Genomic DNA, 14692 nt, shown 5'->3' on the forward strand with positions numbered 1-14692 from the left:
CAGGTAGAATAAGTGCAAATATAGGTCCGAAGGGGAAGCCGAATGAAGAAGATCAAGAAAGTTCAGACGCACGAAATGGTCTCGAAGGAAATCAAGGATTATATTCAGCAGAACAATTTGAAGAAAGGAGACAAGCTGCCCTCCGTAGAGCAAATCATGGAAAATCTTGGCGTCGGCCGTTCCTCGATCCGTGAAGCGATCCGTTACCTGGAGGCTTTGGATATCATTGAAGTCCTTAACGGCAAAGGCATATTCGTCAAGGAGCCGTCCTTGTATCAATTGTCGACGAAATTTACAGTGGAGGATGAGAAATCCGCGCTTCTTCAGCTGTGCGACGTCCGCAGAGGCCTCGAGGGAATTGCTGTGGAGCTGGCGGCGGTACGGGCCAGTCAAGAGCATGTGGACGAGATGTGGTACTATTACGAGCTGATCGGCAAGACGACCGGAGCGGAAAGCTCAATTGCGGATATGAAGTTTCACCAGGCGATTTACCGGGCTTCGGGCAACGTCATTCTGCAGGAAATCATCGGATCGATCTGGAATACGTTTGTCGAGTTTTGGCGGGCGCCGTTTGGCAACAAGGACTTTTTCTATGACAGCTATCCTTTTCACAAATCTGTCGTTGAAGCGATCGAGGAGAAGAACCCGGAGAAGGCGAGAGTAGAATTCAACAAAATGATGGACGTTATGGTAAAAGCCATCACCGAAGTGGAGTGAACTTTTCTGACATAAGGATTGACACAAGGGAAATGGGGTGTTAAGATTCATTAAGAATTTAACTAAAACTTTGTTCAATCCTTGGAACAATGATTCAAAATTCAACATCAGTGGCATGTAACATGACATGAACCGAAGGTCTTTGGCAAAAAGAATGAAATTCTCAGGCTCCAACCTGTCAGATAGGTTTACAGCATTACTGGCAGCCAGATATTTCCTCCAGCTGATCCCCTGAAGAGAGGGTGAGCAGGAGCCTGCGTCTCAACCTGTATGACAGCATGACAGTATGGAGACCTGGATGCGGCATGAATGAGAATTATGAAGGGACTATGGACCTTTTATAATAATATTTTTTCTGAATGAGGGGGATTTTTGTGAGAATCGGTAAAAAATGGTTCGCATCAACTTTATTGCTCGTAACAGCACTCAGCTCGTTAACAGCATGCGGGAGCGGGACAAGCAGCGAAGGAGCTGCGGGAAGCGGCTCTACGGAACCGGTGAAGATCCGGATGATCGAAAGCTTGACCAGCCCGGCCCGAACGGAAGTTCTCAAACAAATGGTGAGCAAATTTGAAGAGGCCAATCCGGGAATTGATGTGGAACTGATCTCCCCGCCGCTGGACAGCGCCGATACGAAGATTGCGCAAATGCTGTCGTCCAAAGCGGATATCGATGTGCTGGAAGTCAGAGACTCAACGGTCAAGCAATTTGTAACGAACAACTGGATTACCGACTTGTCGGCCTACACGTCCAAGTGGTCCGGTTACGGCACGCTGAACGCCAGCGCACAAATGTCCGCCAATTATATCGAGAACAAGCCGTACTACATACCTTATGGCCTGTATGAGAAGATTTTGTTCTACCGCACCGACTGGTTCAAGGAAAAAGGTCTGGAAGCGCCCAAGACGTGGGAAGACCTGTATGCAGCGGCGAAGGCGATCACCGATCCGTCCAAGAACCGCTACGGCTACTCCTTCCGCGGAGGCAAAGGCGCCGACAGCTACATCGTCGACATGATCCGCGACTACAATGGAACGAACACTAACCCTGATGACGCGATGTTCCTGAAGAACGGCAGCACCATTTTCAGTACTCCGGAAGCCAAGCAGGCGCTGGAGAACCACCTGAATATTTACAAAGACGGCTCTCCGAAAGATTCGGTGAACTGGGGATTCGCGGAAATGGTTGAAGGCTTTGAGGCCGGCGTTACCGGCATGCTGATTCAAGACCCGGATGTCATCGACGTCGTCAAGCAAAAAATGGGCGAAGGCACCTGGAGCACGGCCGCTATTCCGGCAGGCCCGTCGGGCGTAACCCACTACAAAGTCGGCGCAGCCGGATGGGGGATGGCCGCTCATTCCGAGCATAAGGACGAAGCCTGGAAATTGATCGAGTTCCTGTCCAGCCCGGAACAGAATGAGTTCTTCACCCAAAAAATCGGTCTGATTCCCGTGCACACCACCGCCTCGGAGAACGAGTTCTACAAGACCGGCTACTACAAGCCTTACATGGATATGAACGCAGATGCCGCCCACTATATTCCGGTTAAGCCCGAAACGGACTACAAAGGCTTCGGCGAATGGCGCTCGATCATCCAGCAGGATACGCAAGCGATCATTTTCGGCAAGCTGTCCGTGGACGACGCCCTGAAGAAATGGGACGCATACTGGCTCGACCAGAAGAAGCAAGGCAAGTAAATATTCATTCAAACATATGGGTACGGGTGCTGCCGCCCATATGTTTGTTTTAAGAGGAGGTTCCTGTCCTAATGAACAACACTGGCGTCCGCAAACCTCGCCTGAACCGCACCGCCGCTTTTATCCTGTTCTGTCTGCTGCCCGCGCTTATACCGGTGCTTGTGCTTACATATTTTCCGATACTCAAAGGGATCGTGATGGCGTTTCAGAACTACTCGCTTTTTAATTTGAACGACATCCGGTTTATCGGCTTTGACAATTTCAGAACGGTGCTCCAGGACCCGAACCTGCCGACCATTCTGAAAAATACGGGGCTCTGGGTGTTCATCTCCCTGATCCTGCAGTTCGCCATCGGATTCCTGCTATCACTTCTCTTGTACCGGAAATTCCCGGGTAGAGGCGTTTATCAAGGCTTGATTTACTATTCCTGGGCGATGTCCGGCTTCCTGATCGGGATTATCTGGCGCTGGATGTTCAACGGCCAAATCGGCGTCATTAATGATCTGCTGCTCAAAACGGGGCTGATCTCGGAGCGCATCGGATTTCTGTCCGACCCGAAATGGGCGATGTTCTCGGTTATCGTGGCGAATATTTGGTACGGGGTTGCTTTTTTCGCCATCATGCTTACGGCTGCGATGCAGTCCATTCCCGAAGAATTGTTCGAGGCTGCTGATATGGACGGCGCGAACGGACTTCAGAAGATGCTGCACGTCATTATTCCCTACATCCTGCCGACGATCATTACGACCACGGCGCTGCGGGTCATCTGGATTTTCAATTTCCCGGATATTATCTATGCGATGACGAACGGCGGACCGGCCAATTCGACGCATATTCTGTCCACGTTCATGCTGGATAAAATCGTATTCGGCGGGGATTACGGCCTGGCAGGCGCAGTCGGGGTCATTTCGATCGTGCTGCTGCTGCTGTACACCCTATTCTATCTTTTTGCTACGAAAGCGAGTAAGGCGGGTGATTTTTAGATGAAACGGAAGGTTGTAAGAAAGGTTAATTTAAGCGCCAAAGTGATCATACTCGGGATCTGGCTGTTATTCATGATCTTTCCTTTATATTGGATGATTCTTACTTCGCTGAAGCCGAAGAATGATATCTTCCAGTTTCCGCTGGAGTATCTGCCGGAGAAGATTTCGTTTGAGAACTATGCCAACATCTTCGCGATTTCAAAATTCCATGTGTACATCGGCAACAGCCTGCTCGTTTCGCTCTTGTCGGCGTTTATCGTCATTGTTATTTCCATATTGAGCAGCTATGTGCTGGCGCGCTTTACGTTCCGGGGCAGCCGGCAGATTATGAGCGGTTTCTTCCTTACGCAAATGATTCCGATGTTCATCGGATTTGGTCCACTTTATAGCATCATGTCTCAATTGAACCTGCTTAACAAGCAGGGGTCCCTTGTCCTGATGTATTCCGTGCTGCTCATCCCGTTCTGTACGCTAATGCTAAAAGGATTCTTTCAGCGGATTCCTTCCAGCCTGGAGGAAGCGGCGATGATTGACGGATGCTCCCGATTGGGCGGATTGATCCGCATTATCCTTCCGGTGATGAAGCCGGGGATTTCGGCGACGTTTATTTTTGCCTTCGTGCAGAACTGGAACGAGCTGTTCCTGGCCATTATGTTCATCGACCGCGAGGAGGCAAAGACGATCCCCGTTGCTATGAACTCCTTCATTACCAAGTTTGATATTGACTGGGGGGCCATGTCGGCTGCGACGGTTCTGTCCGTCATTCCTACCATGATCCTGTTTGCCCTTTGCCAGCGGTTGATTGTACAAGGCCTGACGGACGGCGCTGTGAAAGGTTAGGGATCTGTGGATACTTAGATGAGAAAGGATATGACGAGTGATGTCGGAAACAGAAAAAATAGCGGCCGGCCGGACACCCGATCCGCAAACCGTTGTCGTTCATGACAAGCATGACGAGCGTCACCAAGGCTCCGTAACGGTGCCGCAATACCAGACAAGCCTGTTCAGCTTTGCCACGCATGCGGAATTCGACCATGCGGCGGCGGAGGAGCCGGACCGGCCGATGTATTCGAGGGGCAATAATCCGACCGTTCAACAGCTGGAGCAGAGGCTCGCCGAGCTGCAAGGCGGAGAGAAAGCCCGCTGCTTCGCCTCAGGCATGGCCGCCATCTCGACAGCCATCCTGGCTGCTGTCCGCACGGGAGATCACATCGTGTGCGTCAGCCAGGTGTACGGTCCGACCCGCAAGCTGCTGGAGAATTTTCTGCCCAAATTCGGTGTGGAACACACCTTTGCCGACGGTACTTCCCTGGACGCTGTCCGGTCCGCCGTTCGCGCGAACACCAAACTGTTTTACCTGGAAAGCCCGACCAGCCTGCTGTTTCAGCTTCAGGATCTGAAGGCTTGCACGGAGCTGGCCAAGAGCGCCGGGGCGCTGACCTACATCGACAATACGTGGGCGACGCCTTGCTTTCAGAATCCGTTCGCGCTGGGCGTCGATCTGGTCCTCCATTCGACCAGCAAGTTTATCGGCGGGCACAGCGATTCCGTCGGCGGTGTGGCCATCGGCTCGAAGGAGCTGATCGGGCGGATCAACGAGAGCGAGTACTTGCTGCTCGGCGGAGTGATGACCCCGCATACCGCTTCCTTGACCATGCGCGGACTGCGCACGCTGCCGCTTCGCATGGAGCGGTTCGAGAAGAATGGCCTGCGGGTGGCCGAAGCAATGGAACAGCTCCCGCATGTCCTCAAGGTCCATCATCCGGGCCTGCCTTCGCATCCGCAATATGAGCTGGGCAAGGAGCAGATGTCCGGTTACAGCAGCCTGTTCGCGTTTGAGACGGACCTGCCGGTCGATGTGATCAAGCGTTGGGCAGACCATCTGGAATATTTCCGGATCGGCGTAAGCTGGGGCGGCTACGAAAGCCTTGTGACCGTTCCAGCTCTTCCTGAAGGCTATGAATCGGCATCCGGCCCGGTCGTCCGGTTATATATCGGATTGGAAGATCCGCAGCTGCTGATTGAGGATATTAAGCAGGCTTTTGAGAAGGTGACCTGAATACATAGCCCTCCAGCAGGTGTCTTGGAAAAATAAAGTATTTTCTTAGTGTATAAAGGACGCAGCCCAAGCGAAGAAGCGGGAGCGTCCTTTAATATTTGTTGAAATGGCAGGATAGCGCAATCAAGAGCTCTTGATTAATGATACGGTTCACCGTAATGTATCCAAGCACAAAGTACATTTTGAACATGAAATTTACATCAGTATATAAAGACAAAGCCACTCCTTTGACAATGGAGTGGTTTCTTCGGATATACTTCTCTTTTATTAATCTATCTCTATTTGTTTAATAGGGCAAACAATCTAACACGCTTTTAGTTTTTCGAGGTTTTGCTTGTGAAATCCCTTCACAATCAACCAGACTGCCAAACTCAATTCATAAACGCCCACAGGTAGAGCAATAAGTCCTTTTGCTGCAGAGAGAGGTTCTACGATACCGAACATTTCTAATAGACCGGCTATGAATACGAGTACAGCTGTAATCATACCAAACAGCGCTAACGGTCTTGGCACCAAACCTGTTTTAAAAAGCAAATAGCTATACAATGCCGTATTGATACCCAGCATAAAATTGGGACCTAACATCGATGTCCAACGATGGAAAGCTTGCAGCATGTAACCGATCTCGTGAAGATTTTCTTCACTTGCTAAGCTGTTTGCTTCATAATGTATACTAAGCTGCAATAAACCTAATATACTCACCACACCTATTGCAATAAGAACAGCTTCCATAAATCGAAAGCATAGATGTCCTAGTGCTAGTTGTTCATTCCAACGACGGAGATAAGGAAACAGCATAACCGCTGTACCTACTGCTGTCAGAACGAGCAAGAGATCGTTAATGACACCGAGCAAAACCTTTGTTTTAAATCCATTTGCCACGGACATATACCATTGTTCTGACAATACCGGCTCATATAAGATAACAGCGATGACTGATGTGACCGCAGCTACAATATAAAAAATGCCGATTATGATCCCATTTATTCTGTCTTGCGTCATTAACCTAACCTCCTTTGGCTGATCACCATTGTAATAATAATCATAGAATATTCTGAAAAAAATGATTGGGGGTTATTATGGACCATTATGAAGTTATAGAGAGTTCTTTAATCTATATTGAGAACAATTTAGACCAGTCTTTAACACTAGAGTCTGTGGCTAATACCTTTAACATGTCCAAATATTACTTTCACAGACTTTTTTCTGCCATGATGGGTTGTTCTTTAAACAACTACATACTATCCAGAAGATTGAACGCATCACTACCATTCATTCAAACCGATCATTTACCACTAACAGATATAGCCTACATGCTAAACTTTGGAACACAATCCTCTTTCAACCGCGCTTTCAAACGCCAATACGGTATTGCTCCAAGCTCTCTGAGAGTAAAAAATTTGAACATACTTCAAAGTCCAGTGCCATCTGTCGTTAAAAGACCCATTAAAAACATCAATGGTGATATTGTCACCGATTTTACTCTAACGGAGCTTAAATCAATCCGGTTGAGCGGCATAGCCTTTGAAGTTGACTTGGCAACTGATGATTACAAAACGAAGATTCGGTCTCATTCAAACAAAACAAGCTGTTAAATGACATTGATGAAACAGTAACTGGCTCATGTTATGTCATTTATTCGAATTGCCAACCTAACTCAACCCGCTTCAAGGTCTTGTTCGGGATTCCAAATGATATTCAAATAGAGAAACCTTTTTATTTTACCGTTGATGTACCGCAGCTCTTCTGTGCCAAGTTTAAATATTTTGGTGATCTCCTTGATATAGGTGATGTTTTCATAACTGATTATGCAAGATTTTTGAAGATTTCCAGGTAGGAAGCTGACGATTCTCACATCGAACTTATTCAATTTTTTGATGACATCCATAATCTTGATTCGGCCTACCACATCTACGCACCTATCAAAAAACTAACGATTGACTCAGATTATTAATATCGCCATATGGTAATCATAATCTTCTTTATGTGCCTCCATTCCGTTTCAGTAATAATTTGATGAACATAAGATAACATCATGGCATAAAATGCACTTTCCAAATCTTGCTGTAATTAAAAAAGCACCTCTACCTGAGATGCATATTCATCAACGATGTGACCTATTTTCTTTTAGTGAATAGCGGTACCACTCGACCTCGCTGTTACTTATGGTACGGTTCAAGACTGGTACTTTACTACATATTTTAAGATAAACTTGAAAAGGGTCTATGATTTGATCACTAAATCAGCGGATTAGGCTGCTTACTATTTCAGAGTTAGTTTTGCCAAGGCTGCAAAAAAGCCGGCAAAGTGATTTGCCGGCTTAAAGAGGATTATATACCGCGGGTTTTAACGAAACATGTAATAACGCTGGATGGCGGAATACAACAGGACGGTACATCAACGAATTTTGGCAAAAGAGATCCAGCTGAGCAGGTTGACCCGTGACTTTTTCCCCTTATCCTTGACCATGCCGTAAAACTGGCCTAAAAAATGCTCCCACTTCCCGCCGATCTCCTTGCTGGAGGCTTGATTGTCCGCCACGCTATGCATGCTTTGATTGATGGCTTCCTCCAAATGCGCGAGCGCTTCCTGAAGATGCTGATCAATGGTCAGGTTCTGCATGCAGTGTGCCTCCTGTCTCTCCGGCTGAAGAGGATTCCGCGGAAATCTCCTGATCCAGCCGCTTTCGCATCCGTTCGAACTGGGCTTCGGCGACAATGTCTTCCATTTCATCGCGGGCGATCTGTACGGCGTATTGAATTCGATCCGTCAGGAATGTGGCGCCCTGCACTCCGGTTTCTGTGAGCGGCTTCAAGGTATTTTTCACAATCGGCCAAAGCGTGGAGGCGGCAAAAGCGAGCGCGGTGCCCACGATAAGTCTGTTTGTGTTTCGTTCCAGCATGTTCGGATAACCTCCCTAAAGTGGATATAAAAAGACTATCCCGCAGCTAGGCTGCGGAATAGACAGGGACCGCCGTTCCCGTCGTCTGTTCCTTTCCTTCGAGCAGGGACAGAATCGGTCTCGAAAGCCAGGAAATCGAGCCGGCGACAAGCAGAATCGGCCCCCAGAGATGCAGAGGAATGGGCGCGGTATGGAAAAACTGGTTGAGCGGAGGCACATACAGTGCACCCAGCAGGGCGAGCCAGGAAATGCTCAACGCGCCGACGAGGAAGCGGTCTTTGCTCCAATCGCCCACCTTTTGCTCGGTGTCCTCCTGGCGCCAGGAGAACGTCTGGATCAGCTGGCCGGCCACCAGTGTCGCGAAAGCGACGCTTTGCGCCACAGCCACGGGCTGACCGGAGGCCAGAGCCAGGCCGAACAGACCGAGCGATCCCGCGCCAAGCAGCACTCCGCGCGTAATAACCTTGCGGTACAGCGGTTTGTCCACGATATTCGCCCGTTTCGTCCGCTTGGCTTTGCTGCCCGGGTTGACGGCCAGAACCATGGCCGGGAGCGCGTCTGTCAGCATGTTCATCAGCAAAATTTGAATAGGCACAAGCGGAATCGGCATACCGAGTATCACCGCAGTGCTTGTAACGAGAATTTCCGCGAGATTGCCGGTGAGCAGACAGCCCAGCGCCTTGCGGATATTGCCGATAATGGTACGGCCTTCCTTGACCCCCTCTACGATGGAGCCGAAGTGGTCTTCCTTCAGCACGATATCGGCGGTTGCTTTGCTGACCTCCGTACCGGCCCGGCCCATTGCGATCCCGACATCCGCCCGCTTGATCGCCGGGCTGTCATTCACGCCGTCCCCGGTCATGGCGACGATATGCCCTTTCTTGCGCAGCAGGCTGACGATGCGCAGCTTATGCTCCGGCGTCATACGGGCAAAGATGGATACCTGATCGACCGACTGCTCCAGCTCCTCGTCGCTCATGCGGTCCAGTTCGTGACCGGTGAGGACCTGACCCGGCCGGTTGCCGCCCGTAATGCCGATTTGCTCGGCAATGGCAATCGCCGTAATCGGGTGATCCCCGGTAATCATGACCGGCTTCACGCCGAGGGAGAGCGCTTCTTCAATGCTTTGCCGCACATCGGCCTTCGGCGGGTCGATCATGCCGGCCATGCCGACATAGATCATCTCTCGCTCGTCAAGGTCTTCCTGCTGCTCATGCTCCTCCGCTTCCAGCGCACGGTAGGCGAAGCCGAGCACCCGCAGCGCGCCGGAAGCGAGCCGTTCGCTTTCCTTCAGGATGTCCGCCCGCAGCTCCATGGTGAGCGGGTGTACTTCGCCGTTCTGCTGGTACCTGCTGCAGCGGCGGAGGATCGATTCCACAGATCCCTTGGAGAAAATATAACAGGCTTGCCCGGACGAAGTGTCCTTGCATACCACGCTCATTTTTCCCGTCCCGGAATCAAAAGGCACCTCCGCGCCGCGGTGCCAGTGGGTTAGCTGCTCCGGCTTGACCCCGCCTTTATGAGCCATTGCCAGCAGCGCGCCCTCGGTCGGGTCTCCCTGTATCGACCAGCCCGAGCCTTCCTTGATCAGCTTGCTGTTATTGCACAAGCAGGCAATCTGCAGGATTCGCTGCAGCTCCGGCTGAGCGGAGGTGCTTTCATTGGCCGCTAAATCCGGCTGGCCTGACCCGACGTCTGTCCGGTTTATTCCACGGAAACCGCCCGCGGGGTCATATCCGCTGCCGGATACCTCCCAGGCATGGCCGACGGCGGCAACTTGCTTGACTGTCATTTCATTTTTCGTCAGCGTGCCGGTCTTGTCCGTACAGATGATCGTTGCATGGCCCAGTGTCTCAAGCGCCGACAGCTTGCGGACGAGCGCGTTTTTTCTGGACATGCGGAAGATGCCCGCGCTCAGCGCGATCGTAATCGTAACCGGGAGCCCTTCGGGAATCGCCGAGGCGATGAGAGTGATCGAGGTGCTTACCAGCTCGGGAATCGGAACGCCGCGCAGAAGTCCGGACACAAATACGACGCTTCCGGCGATAAACGCCCATTTGACGAACTTTTTACTGATGGACGTAACCTTTTCCTGAAGCGGCGTGGCTGTCTTCTCATTCGTTTTGAGCATCGACATCAGGTGGCCGAATTCCGTATTCATGCCGGTCTGGACAACGACGCCCAAAGCTTTGCCCCGGGAGATATCGGTGCCCATATACAACATGCAGCTCCGCTCGGACAGCGGGCAGTCTCCTTCGGCCTCGGTCTCCTGCTTGGCGACAGGCACGGATTCCCCGGTTAACGCGGATTCGTTAACCTCCAGGTTCCAGGCGCGAATCAGGCGAATATCGGCCGGCACCCGGTCGCCGGGCTCCAGACAGACGATGTCGCCCGGCACGAGGTCGGTGGCGTCGATATTTTGTTCCGCACCGTCACGGATGACCTTGCTGACCGGAGGCTGAAACTGGTTCAAGCTTTCGACAATCCGCTCGGCTTTCCGCTCCTGGAACGTGCCGATCGCCGCGTTGGCGAGCAGCACGGCGCCCATGGCAAGGCCGTCGAACAATCCGCCCGTGAACAGGGCAAGCACTGAAGTGCCCAGCAAAATCAGCGTCGTAAATTCTTTGAACTGGCTGGCGTACGATACGATCCAGGGGGTCTGTTCCTTTTCGGCAAGCCGGTTGATTCCGTGACGGCTGCGCAAATCGTTCACTTGAGCAGCCGTTAAGCCGCGCTGCACGTTAACCCGAAGCTGCTCCGTGACTGACTCCCATGGCATCCCGTGCCACACGGCCGCTTCTGCCGCCGCTGCCACCTCGTTGTGAGCCCCGGCGGCACTGGCGGTGTCAGCGGGAAATGCTTGCTGCGCCAGCTTTTGCGTGCGGGAAAGAAAGATCAGCGACAGGGCGTCATTGGTTAAATTGGCAAGCGGGGCGCTCAGCACGCCAAAGGCGGCCAGCAGAGCTCCGAGTACATTCCATTTCTTCGTGATTTGGTAGTGTTGATTTATCGTATTTTCCAGCTTTTGTGCGGATTGTTTGGCGCCCAGCACCTGATCAAGCTGATCGAACGCCACACCGGGAACGCCTGCTTCCATCAAATAGCGGCTGTATTCGCCGGGTGATTCGCTTACGAGGAGCACCCGGTTCCCTTGTTCATGAAGCTTGGCGATGCGCTCCGCCGCTTCATGGATCGGAGTGCTCAGCCAATCCGTATGCAGGCCGAGGCGGGTGATCGCATCCCGGCCGATGCCGGGGGTATCCTCCAGCACGGATATCTGCATGCCCTGCTGCCGCGCCCGCGAGAGCAGGGTCGTCCGCCCGGAGTCGATCTGCTGACCACGGTAGACCAGTCCCTGGGCTATCCAGTTCCCACCGGTTTTTTTCGCCAGGAACAGCACCTCGCAGCCTTTGCTTTCAATGCGTTTAGCCTCCAGGTAATACTGCTCGAAGGCCACTTCATGCCGCTTGCAAAAGCTAAGATTTCCCACACAATAAGATGTATTGCTGATCAGGCCGCTAAATCCGTCCTCTTCTTCGGCGACGTGAAACGCCGTTCGCAGGGTACGGCATGTCAGCTTTGCCTTGTGCAGCACATCTTCTCTCCACGGATGGGCTGTTTTTTTCATCAGACCCGCTGTCAGACAAATGATTTTGTCCGGGTCTTCCTCATGCGATACACATTCCGTCTCCTGAATCTTCGTCTGCATCAGCAGAGAGGTGTCTTCCAGCAGCAGCGTGCCGGTCTGTGCCAGATGCGCTGCCGATTCTCCATTCGGGAGGCCGGCCTGCGCTTCTTTGGAGTAAAGCTCCGCCTGCTGCCAAGCCGTCTTTACCGGAATGGTCGCCGCCCGCGGATTGGCGGCAAGCAGTACGGCAATGGCCCGCATAGGGCTGCGGGTAAAGAGCCAGGTGCCCGCTGCGGCGGCAAGCCCCAAGCGTCCTGCGCGCTCGCTGTAAGCCCGGATTTCGGGAGAGAGCGGCGGGGTATCCATATCGTCCAGCCCGATCCGGCTGCGTTTCCAATTTACATATTGAAGAATACTCAATGCGCCCAGCACGACGAGATTTTCCCGGACGAGCGCAAGTCCCAGCGCAGCGGTCCCGAGAATCAGATCAGGGTTCAGCTTCCCCTGTTCGGTAAGGCGGTTAAAGCCCCTTCGCAGAAAAGGGTAACCGGTAACGGCGGCAACCGCCCCGGACATGTAGAAGGGAACCGGACTGCCAGCCCATGCGGACTTGCCGAAAAACAGTTGCTTCGTTCCAAGCACCAGCAGTCCGCCCATTGCAATCGCGAGCGGAAGAGGGACGCCTGGAGGCGAAGTAGACCTCGGATAGACTGGGGCCGAATCAGTTCCCGGCGCCCCCTGGGTGGCATGTGAAAACGGCATGGAGCCTCCATGTACCGAAGTCTTCAGCGGCAGCTCTGGCGATTCCGCAGAAACGGCCGCTTCGGCGCAGGCCTCCTGATCTGCAGTTTCATGAACAGGCGCCTCCCGGGAAGCTTGTATAACCGGTTTATCTTCTCCAGAGCCTTTATACTTGCTCTCGAGCCGCTCCAATTGCTGCAGCAGCTGGCGCCCGGACGTTTGCCGTTCGTCATAGAATACGAGAATCCGGCCGGTGATCGCGGATGCTTCGGCTTTGGTGACACCCGGAAGGAGCGCCAGAGCCTGACGTAAAGACAATTCGGTTGACTTGCTATGCAGCAGACCCGCAAATTCAAGGCGAATACGCCCTGGCAAAAAGCGGATAAACCTGCTATGAGCCGTAATCGTCATGAAATTGCTCCTTTAAGGTGGTGGTTTTACTGCTTTTTTTCGCCAAAGTAGTATTTGCAATTTAAACCTGGTTATTCGCCGAATCAAAGGATCTTCACGCATAAAACTCCGCATTTTGAGGGATAATCTTTTCACATGTTTAATCCTTTTTTTGGAGGGTTCTTATGATAAAATCACGTGCGGGCTTAATACTGGGCGCAGCGGCATTATTGTTGGCATGTTCGCCGGAGGCCAGAAAAACCGTAAGGAAATGGGCGATCAGGGGAACGGAGACCGTGCTCGATCTGACCGACATGGCGAAGGATGCGGGTTCGGCCGCACAAAGCAGGCTACAATCGCTAACCACACGAAACGAGGAGAAGATTTCCAGTAATCCAGCCGATAACTAGCAGGCAAAATGGGCAATCTGATGAGACCGCAAGATGCGGTTATTCAGATGAATGGAGGGCTTTCCTATGTTCCAGGGCGGATCGCTGTGGGCAGGCCTTCTTTCCGGAGGCATGTCACAGCTTCAGGACACGAAAAGCTTGCAGCAAGGGCAGCTTGGCAGACAGGAGTTCACCGCACGTACGGTGGAGAACGTAACCGGAGCTGTCGGCGTTATGGCTGGAGTCGAGTACGGAGCCGTACTTGGAAGTGCACTTCTGCCCGGCGTCGGCACTGTGGTTGGAGCTACGCTCGGCGGCTTTCTGGGCGACAGGGTGGGCCGGATTGTAGGCGGACAGGCTGGCAGTATGATCAACAGAAGTCAGCTGGTTAACAAGGTTGCAGAGCCGATAAAAGAGGCGGTTCAGTAACAAGCAAGGGCGGAGATGCGTCTCCGCCTTCTTTTTTTGAAATATTTCTACGAGAAACGTACTTGCGTCCTTCAAGGACGCCGTCAGGCGTTTCTTCTTGACCGTTTGAAGGAATAAAATATTGTCCAGACTGGTTAGCACTGAAGTAAAAGAAGAGGTGCCGACATGTCCGAACACATTCATCAATTGGTCGAAACCGCATTGCAAAATCTGAAAGGCATGAACGACGCAGAGACCGTCATTGGCAAGCCAATCCAGACGCCGGACGGTACGGTCGTCATCCCCATTTGCCGAACGAACTTTGGATTAGTGACCGGGGGCACTGAATTCTCAAGCGTGGTTGCTGCAAAGCTGCCGTTCGGTGGAGGGATCGGAGCGGGCATGTCCATTATTCCCGTCGCTTTTCTCATCATAGGTCCTTCCGGAGTGCAGACGGTACCCCTTGAATCCCCGAAAGATGCATACAGCCGCTTAATCGATCTGAGCCCGCAGCTGCTCGACAAGCTGAAAGGCTTGTTAGAACGGTAGTGGTCGGGCAGGAATCTTTTCCCCCTTTTTCCTCACACCCTGCAACATCCACGAAAGTTGGTTAATTAAGTCGAAACGAACCCCATTATTTTACTTTTTTACATGGAATACGGCAGTTTATTATGGATTTATTTCATAACTATGTTAAAAGACCGTTAAATTTTATAAAAAATGAAATATAAGGTAAAACCTCATTGACAAGAAATCCCAGCGCAAGGTACATAAATAT

13 protein-coding genes are annotated in these 14692 nt (G+C 51.9%); 9 read left to right on the top strand and 4 right to left on the bottom strand.

What is annotated here, in order from left to right:
- Positions 1 to 42 precede the first annotated feature (42 nt).
- The 5 genes from G5B47_RS10880 to G5B47_RS10900 all read left to right on the top strand — a co-directional run bounded on the left by G5B47_RS10880 (position 43) and on the right by G5B47_RS10900 (position 5456).
- Complete coding sequence (locus G5B47_RS10880; protein WP_165097777.1) at positions 43 to 717, top strand: FadR/GntR family transcriptional regulator; 675 nt, start codon at positions 43 to 45, stop codon at positions 715 to 717.
- 374 nt (positions 718 to 1091) lie between these two features.
- Entirely contained in the window at positions 1092 to 2414 is a 1323-nt protein-coding gene (locus tag G5B47_RS10885) for an ABC transporter substrate-binding protein (protein WP_328804511.1), read from the top strand.
- A gap of 71 nt (positions 2415 to 2485) precedes the next feature.
- Positions 2486 to 3397 carry a carbohydrate ABC transporter permease gene (locus G5B47_RS10890; protein ID WP_165097780.1) on the top strand — a complete coding sequence of 304 codons (912 nt, stop codon included), beginning with the start codon at positions 2486 to 2488 and terminating at the stop codon, positions 3395 to 3397.
- A complete protein-coding gene (locus G5B47_RS10895; protein WP_165097782.1) occupies positions 3398 to 4237 on the top strand; it encodes a carbohydrate ABC transporter permease in 840 nt (279 codons plus the stop codon).
- Between the two features lie 40 nt (positions 4238 to 4277).
- The gene (locus tag G5B47_RS10900) at positions 4278 to 5456 is read left to right on the top strand and encodes a trans-sulfuration enzyme family protein (RefSeq protein WP_165097784.1); all 1179 of its coding nucleotides are present in this window, start codon (positions 4278 to 4280) and stop codon (positions 5454 to 5456) included.
- A 303-nt stretch (positions 5457 to 5759) separates the two neighbouring features.
- Here the strand turns inward: G5B47_RS10900 and G5B47_RS10905 are convergent, their stop codons facing one another.
- On the bottom strand, positions 5760 to 6458 hold the full coding sequence (locus G5B47_RS10905) for a DUF4386 domain-containing protein (RefSeq protein ID WP_165097786.1): 699 nt from the start codon (positions 6456 to 6458) through the stop codon (positions 5760 to 5762).
- A 77-nt stretch (positions 6459 to 6535) separates the two neighbouring features.
- Between G5B47_RS10905 and G5B47_RS25555 the strand changes: the two genes are divergently transcribed.
- Entirely contained in the window at positions 6536 to 7051 is a 516-nt protein-coding gene (locus tag G5B47_RS25555) for a helix-turn-helix transcriptional regulator (RefSeq protein ID WP_235957140.1), read from the top strand.
- 802 nt (positions 7052 to 7853) lie between these two features.
- Here the strand turns inward: G5B47_RS25555 and G5B47_RS10915 are convergent.
- From G5B47_RS10915 to G5B47_RS26020, 3 genes are read right to left on the bottom strand one after another with little or no spacing between them, the layout of a single operon-like run.
- Complete coding sequence (locus G5B47_RS10915) at positions 7854 to 8078, bottom strand: hypothetical protein (protein ID WP_165097788.1); 225 nt, start codon at positions 8076 to 8078, stop codon at positions 7854 to 7856.
- The gene (locus G5B47_RS10920) at positions 8059 to 8358 is read right to left on the bottom strand and encodes a DUF5132 domain-containing protein (RefSeq protein ID WP_165097790.1); all 300 of its coding nucleotides are present in this window, start codon (positions 8356 to 8358) and stop codon (positions 8059 to 8061) included. The genes G5B47_RS10915 and G5B47_RS10920 overlap by 20 nt, the downstream gene beginning before the upstream one ends.
- A gap of 46 nt (positions 8359 to 8404) precedes the next feature.
- Positions 8405 to 13138 carry an HAD-IC family P-type ATPase gene (locus G5B47_RS26020; RefSeq protein WP_165097792.1) on the bottom strand — a complete coding sequence of 1578 codons (4734 nt, stop codon included), beginning with the start codon at positions 13136 to 13138 and terminating at the stop codon, positions 8405 to 8407.
- 164 nt (positions 13139 to 13302) lie between these two features.
- On the opposite strand from G5B47_RS26020, the gene G5B47_RS10930 reads away from it, so the two are divergent.
- The 3 genes from G5B47_RS10930 to ytfJ all read left to right on the top strand — a co-directional run bounded on the left by G5B47_RS10930 (position 13303) and on the right by ytfJ (position 14463).
- Positions 13303 to 13527 carry a hypothetical protein gene (locus tag G5B47_RS10930; protein WP_165097579.1) on the top strand — a complete coding sequence of 75 codons (225 nt, stop codon included), beginning with the start codon at positions 13303 to 13305 and terminating at the stop codon, positions 13525 to 13527.
- A gap of 66 nt (positions 13528 to 13593) precedes the next feature.
- Entirely contained in the window at positions 13594 to 13935 is a 342-nt protein-coding gene (locus G5B47_RS10935; RefSeq protein ID WP_165097793.1) for a hypothetical protein, read from the top strand.
- Between the two features lie 165 nt (positions 13936 to 14100).
- Positions 14101 to 14463, top strand: a complete 363-nt coding sequence (gene ytfJ, locus G5B47_RS10940; protein WP_165097795.1) for a GerW family sporulation protein — start codon at positions 14101 to 14103, stop codon at positions 14461 to 14463.
- The last annotated feature ends 229 nt before the right edge of the window (positions 14464 to 14692 follow it).

Source organism: Paenibacillus apii (genome assembly GCF_011043685.1).
Lineage (GTDB): Bacteria > Bacillota > Bacilli > Paenibacillales > Paenibacillaceae > Paenibacillus_AQ > Paenibacillus_AQ sabinae.

Excerpts from the sequence above, each read along its gene's own strand:
- G5B47_RS10895 (WP_165097782.1), top strand. The coding sequence starts at position 3,398 with ATGAAACGGAAGGTTGTAAGAAAGGTTAATTTAAGCGCCAAAGTGATC.
- G5B47_RS10905 (WP_165097786.1), bottom strand. The coding sequence starts at position 6,458 with ATGACGCAAGACAGAATAAATGGGATCATAATCGGCATTTTTTATATT.
- G5B47_RS25555 (WP_235957140.1), top strand. The coding sequence starts at position 6,536 with ATGGACCATTATGAAGTTATAGAGAGTTCTTTAATCTATATTGAGAAC.
- G5B47_RS10915 (WP_165097788.1), bottom strand. The coding sequence starts at position 8,078 with ATGCAGAACCTGACCATTGATCAGCATCTTCAGGAAGCGCTCGCGCAT.
- G5B47_RS10880 (WP_165097777.1), top strand. The coding sequence starts at position 43 with ATGAAGAAGATCAAGAAAGTTCAGACGCACGAAATGGTCTCGAAGGAA.
- G5B47_RS10900 (WP_165097784.1), top strand. The coding sequence starts at position 4,278 with ATGTCGGAAACAGAAAAAATAGCGGCCGGCCGGACACCCGATCCGCAA.
- G5B47_RS26020 (WP_165097792.1), bottom strand. The coding sequence starts at position 13,138 with ATGACGATTACGGCTCATAGCAGGTTTATCCGCTTTTTGCCAGGGCGT.
- G5B47_RS10890 (WP_165097780.1), top strand. The coding sequence starts at position 2,486 with ATGAACAACACTGGCGTCCGCAAACCTCGCCTGAACCGCACCGCCGCT.
- G5B47_RS10920 (WP_165097790.1), bottom strand. The coding sequence starts at position 8,358 with ATGCTGGAACGAAACACAAACAGACTTATCGTGGGCACCGCGCTCGCT.
- ytfJ (WP_165097795.1), top strand. The coding sequence starts at position 14,101 with ATGTCCGAACACATTCATCAATTGGTCGAAACCGCATTGCAAAATCTG.
- G5B47_RS10930 (WP_165097579.1), top strand. The coding sequence starts at position 13,303 with ATGATAAAATCACGTGCGGGCTTAATACTGGGCGCAGCGGCATTATTG.
- G5B47_RS10935 (WP_165097793.1), top strand. The coding sequence starts at position 13,594 with ATGTTCCAGGGCGGATCGCTGTGGGCAGGCCTTCTTTCCGGAGGCATG.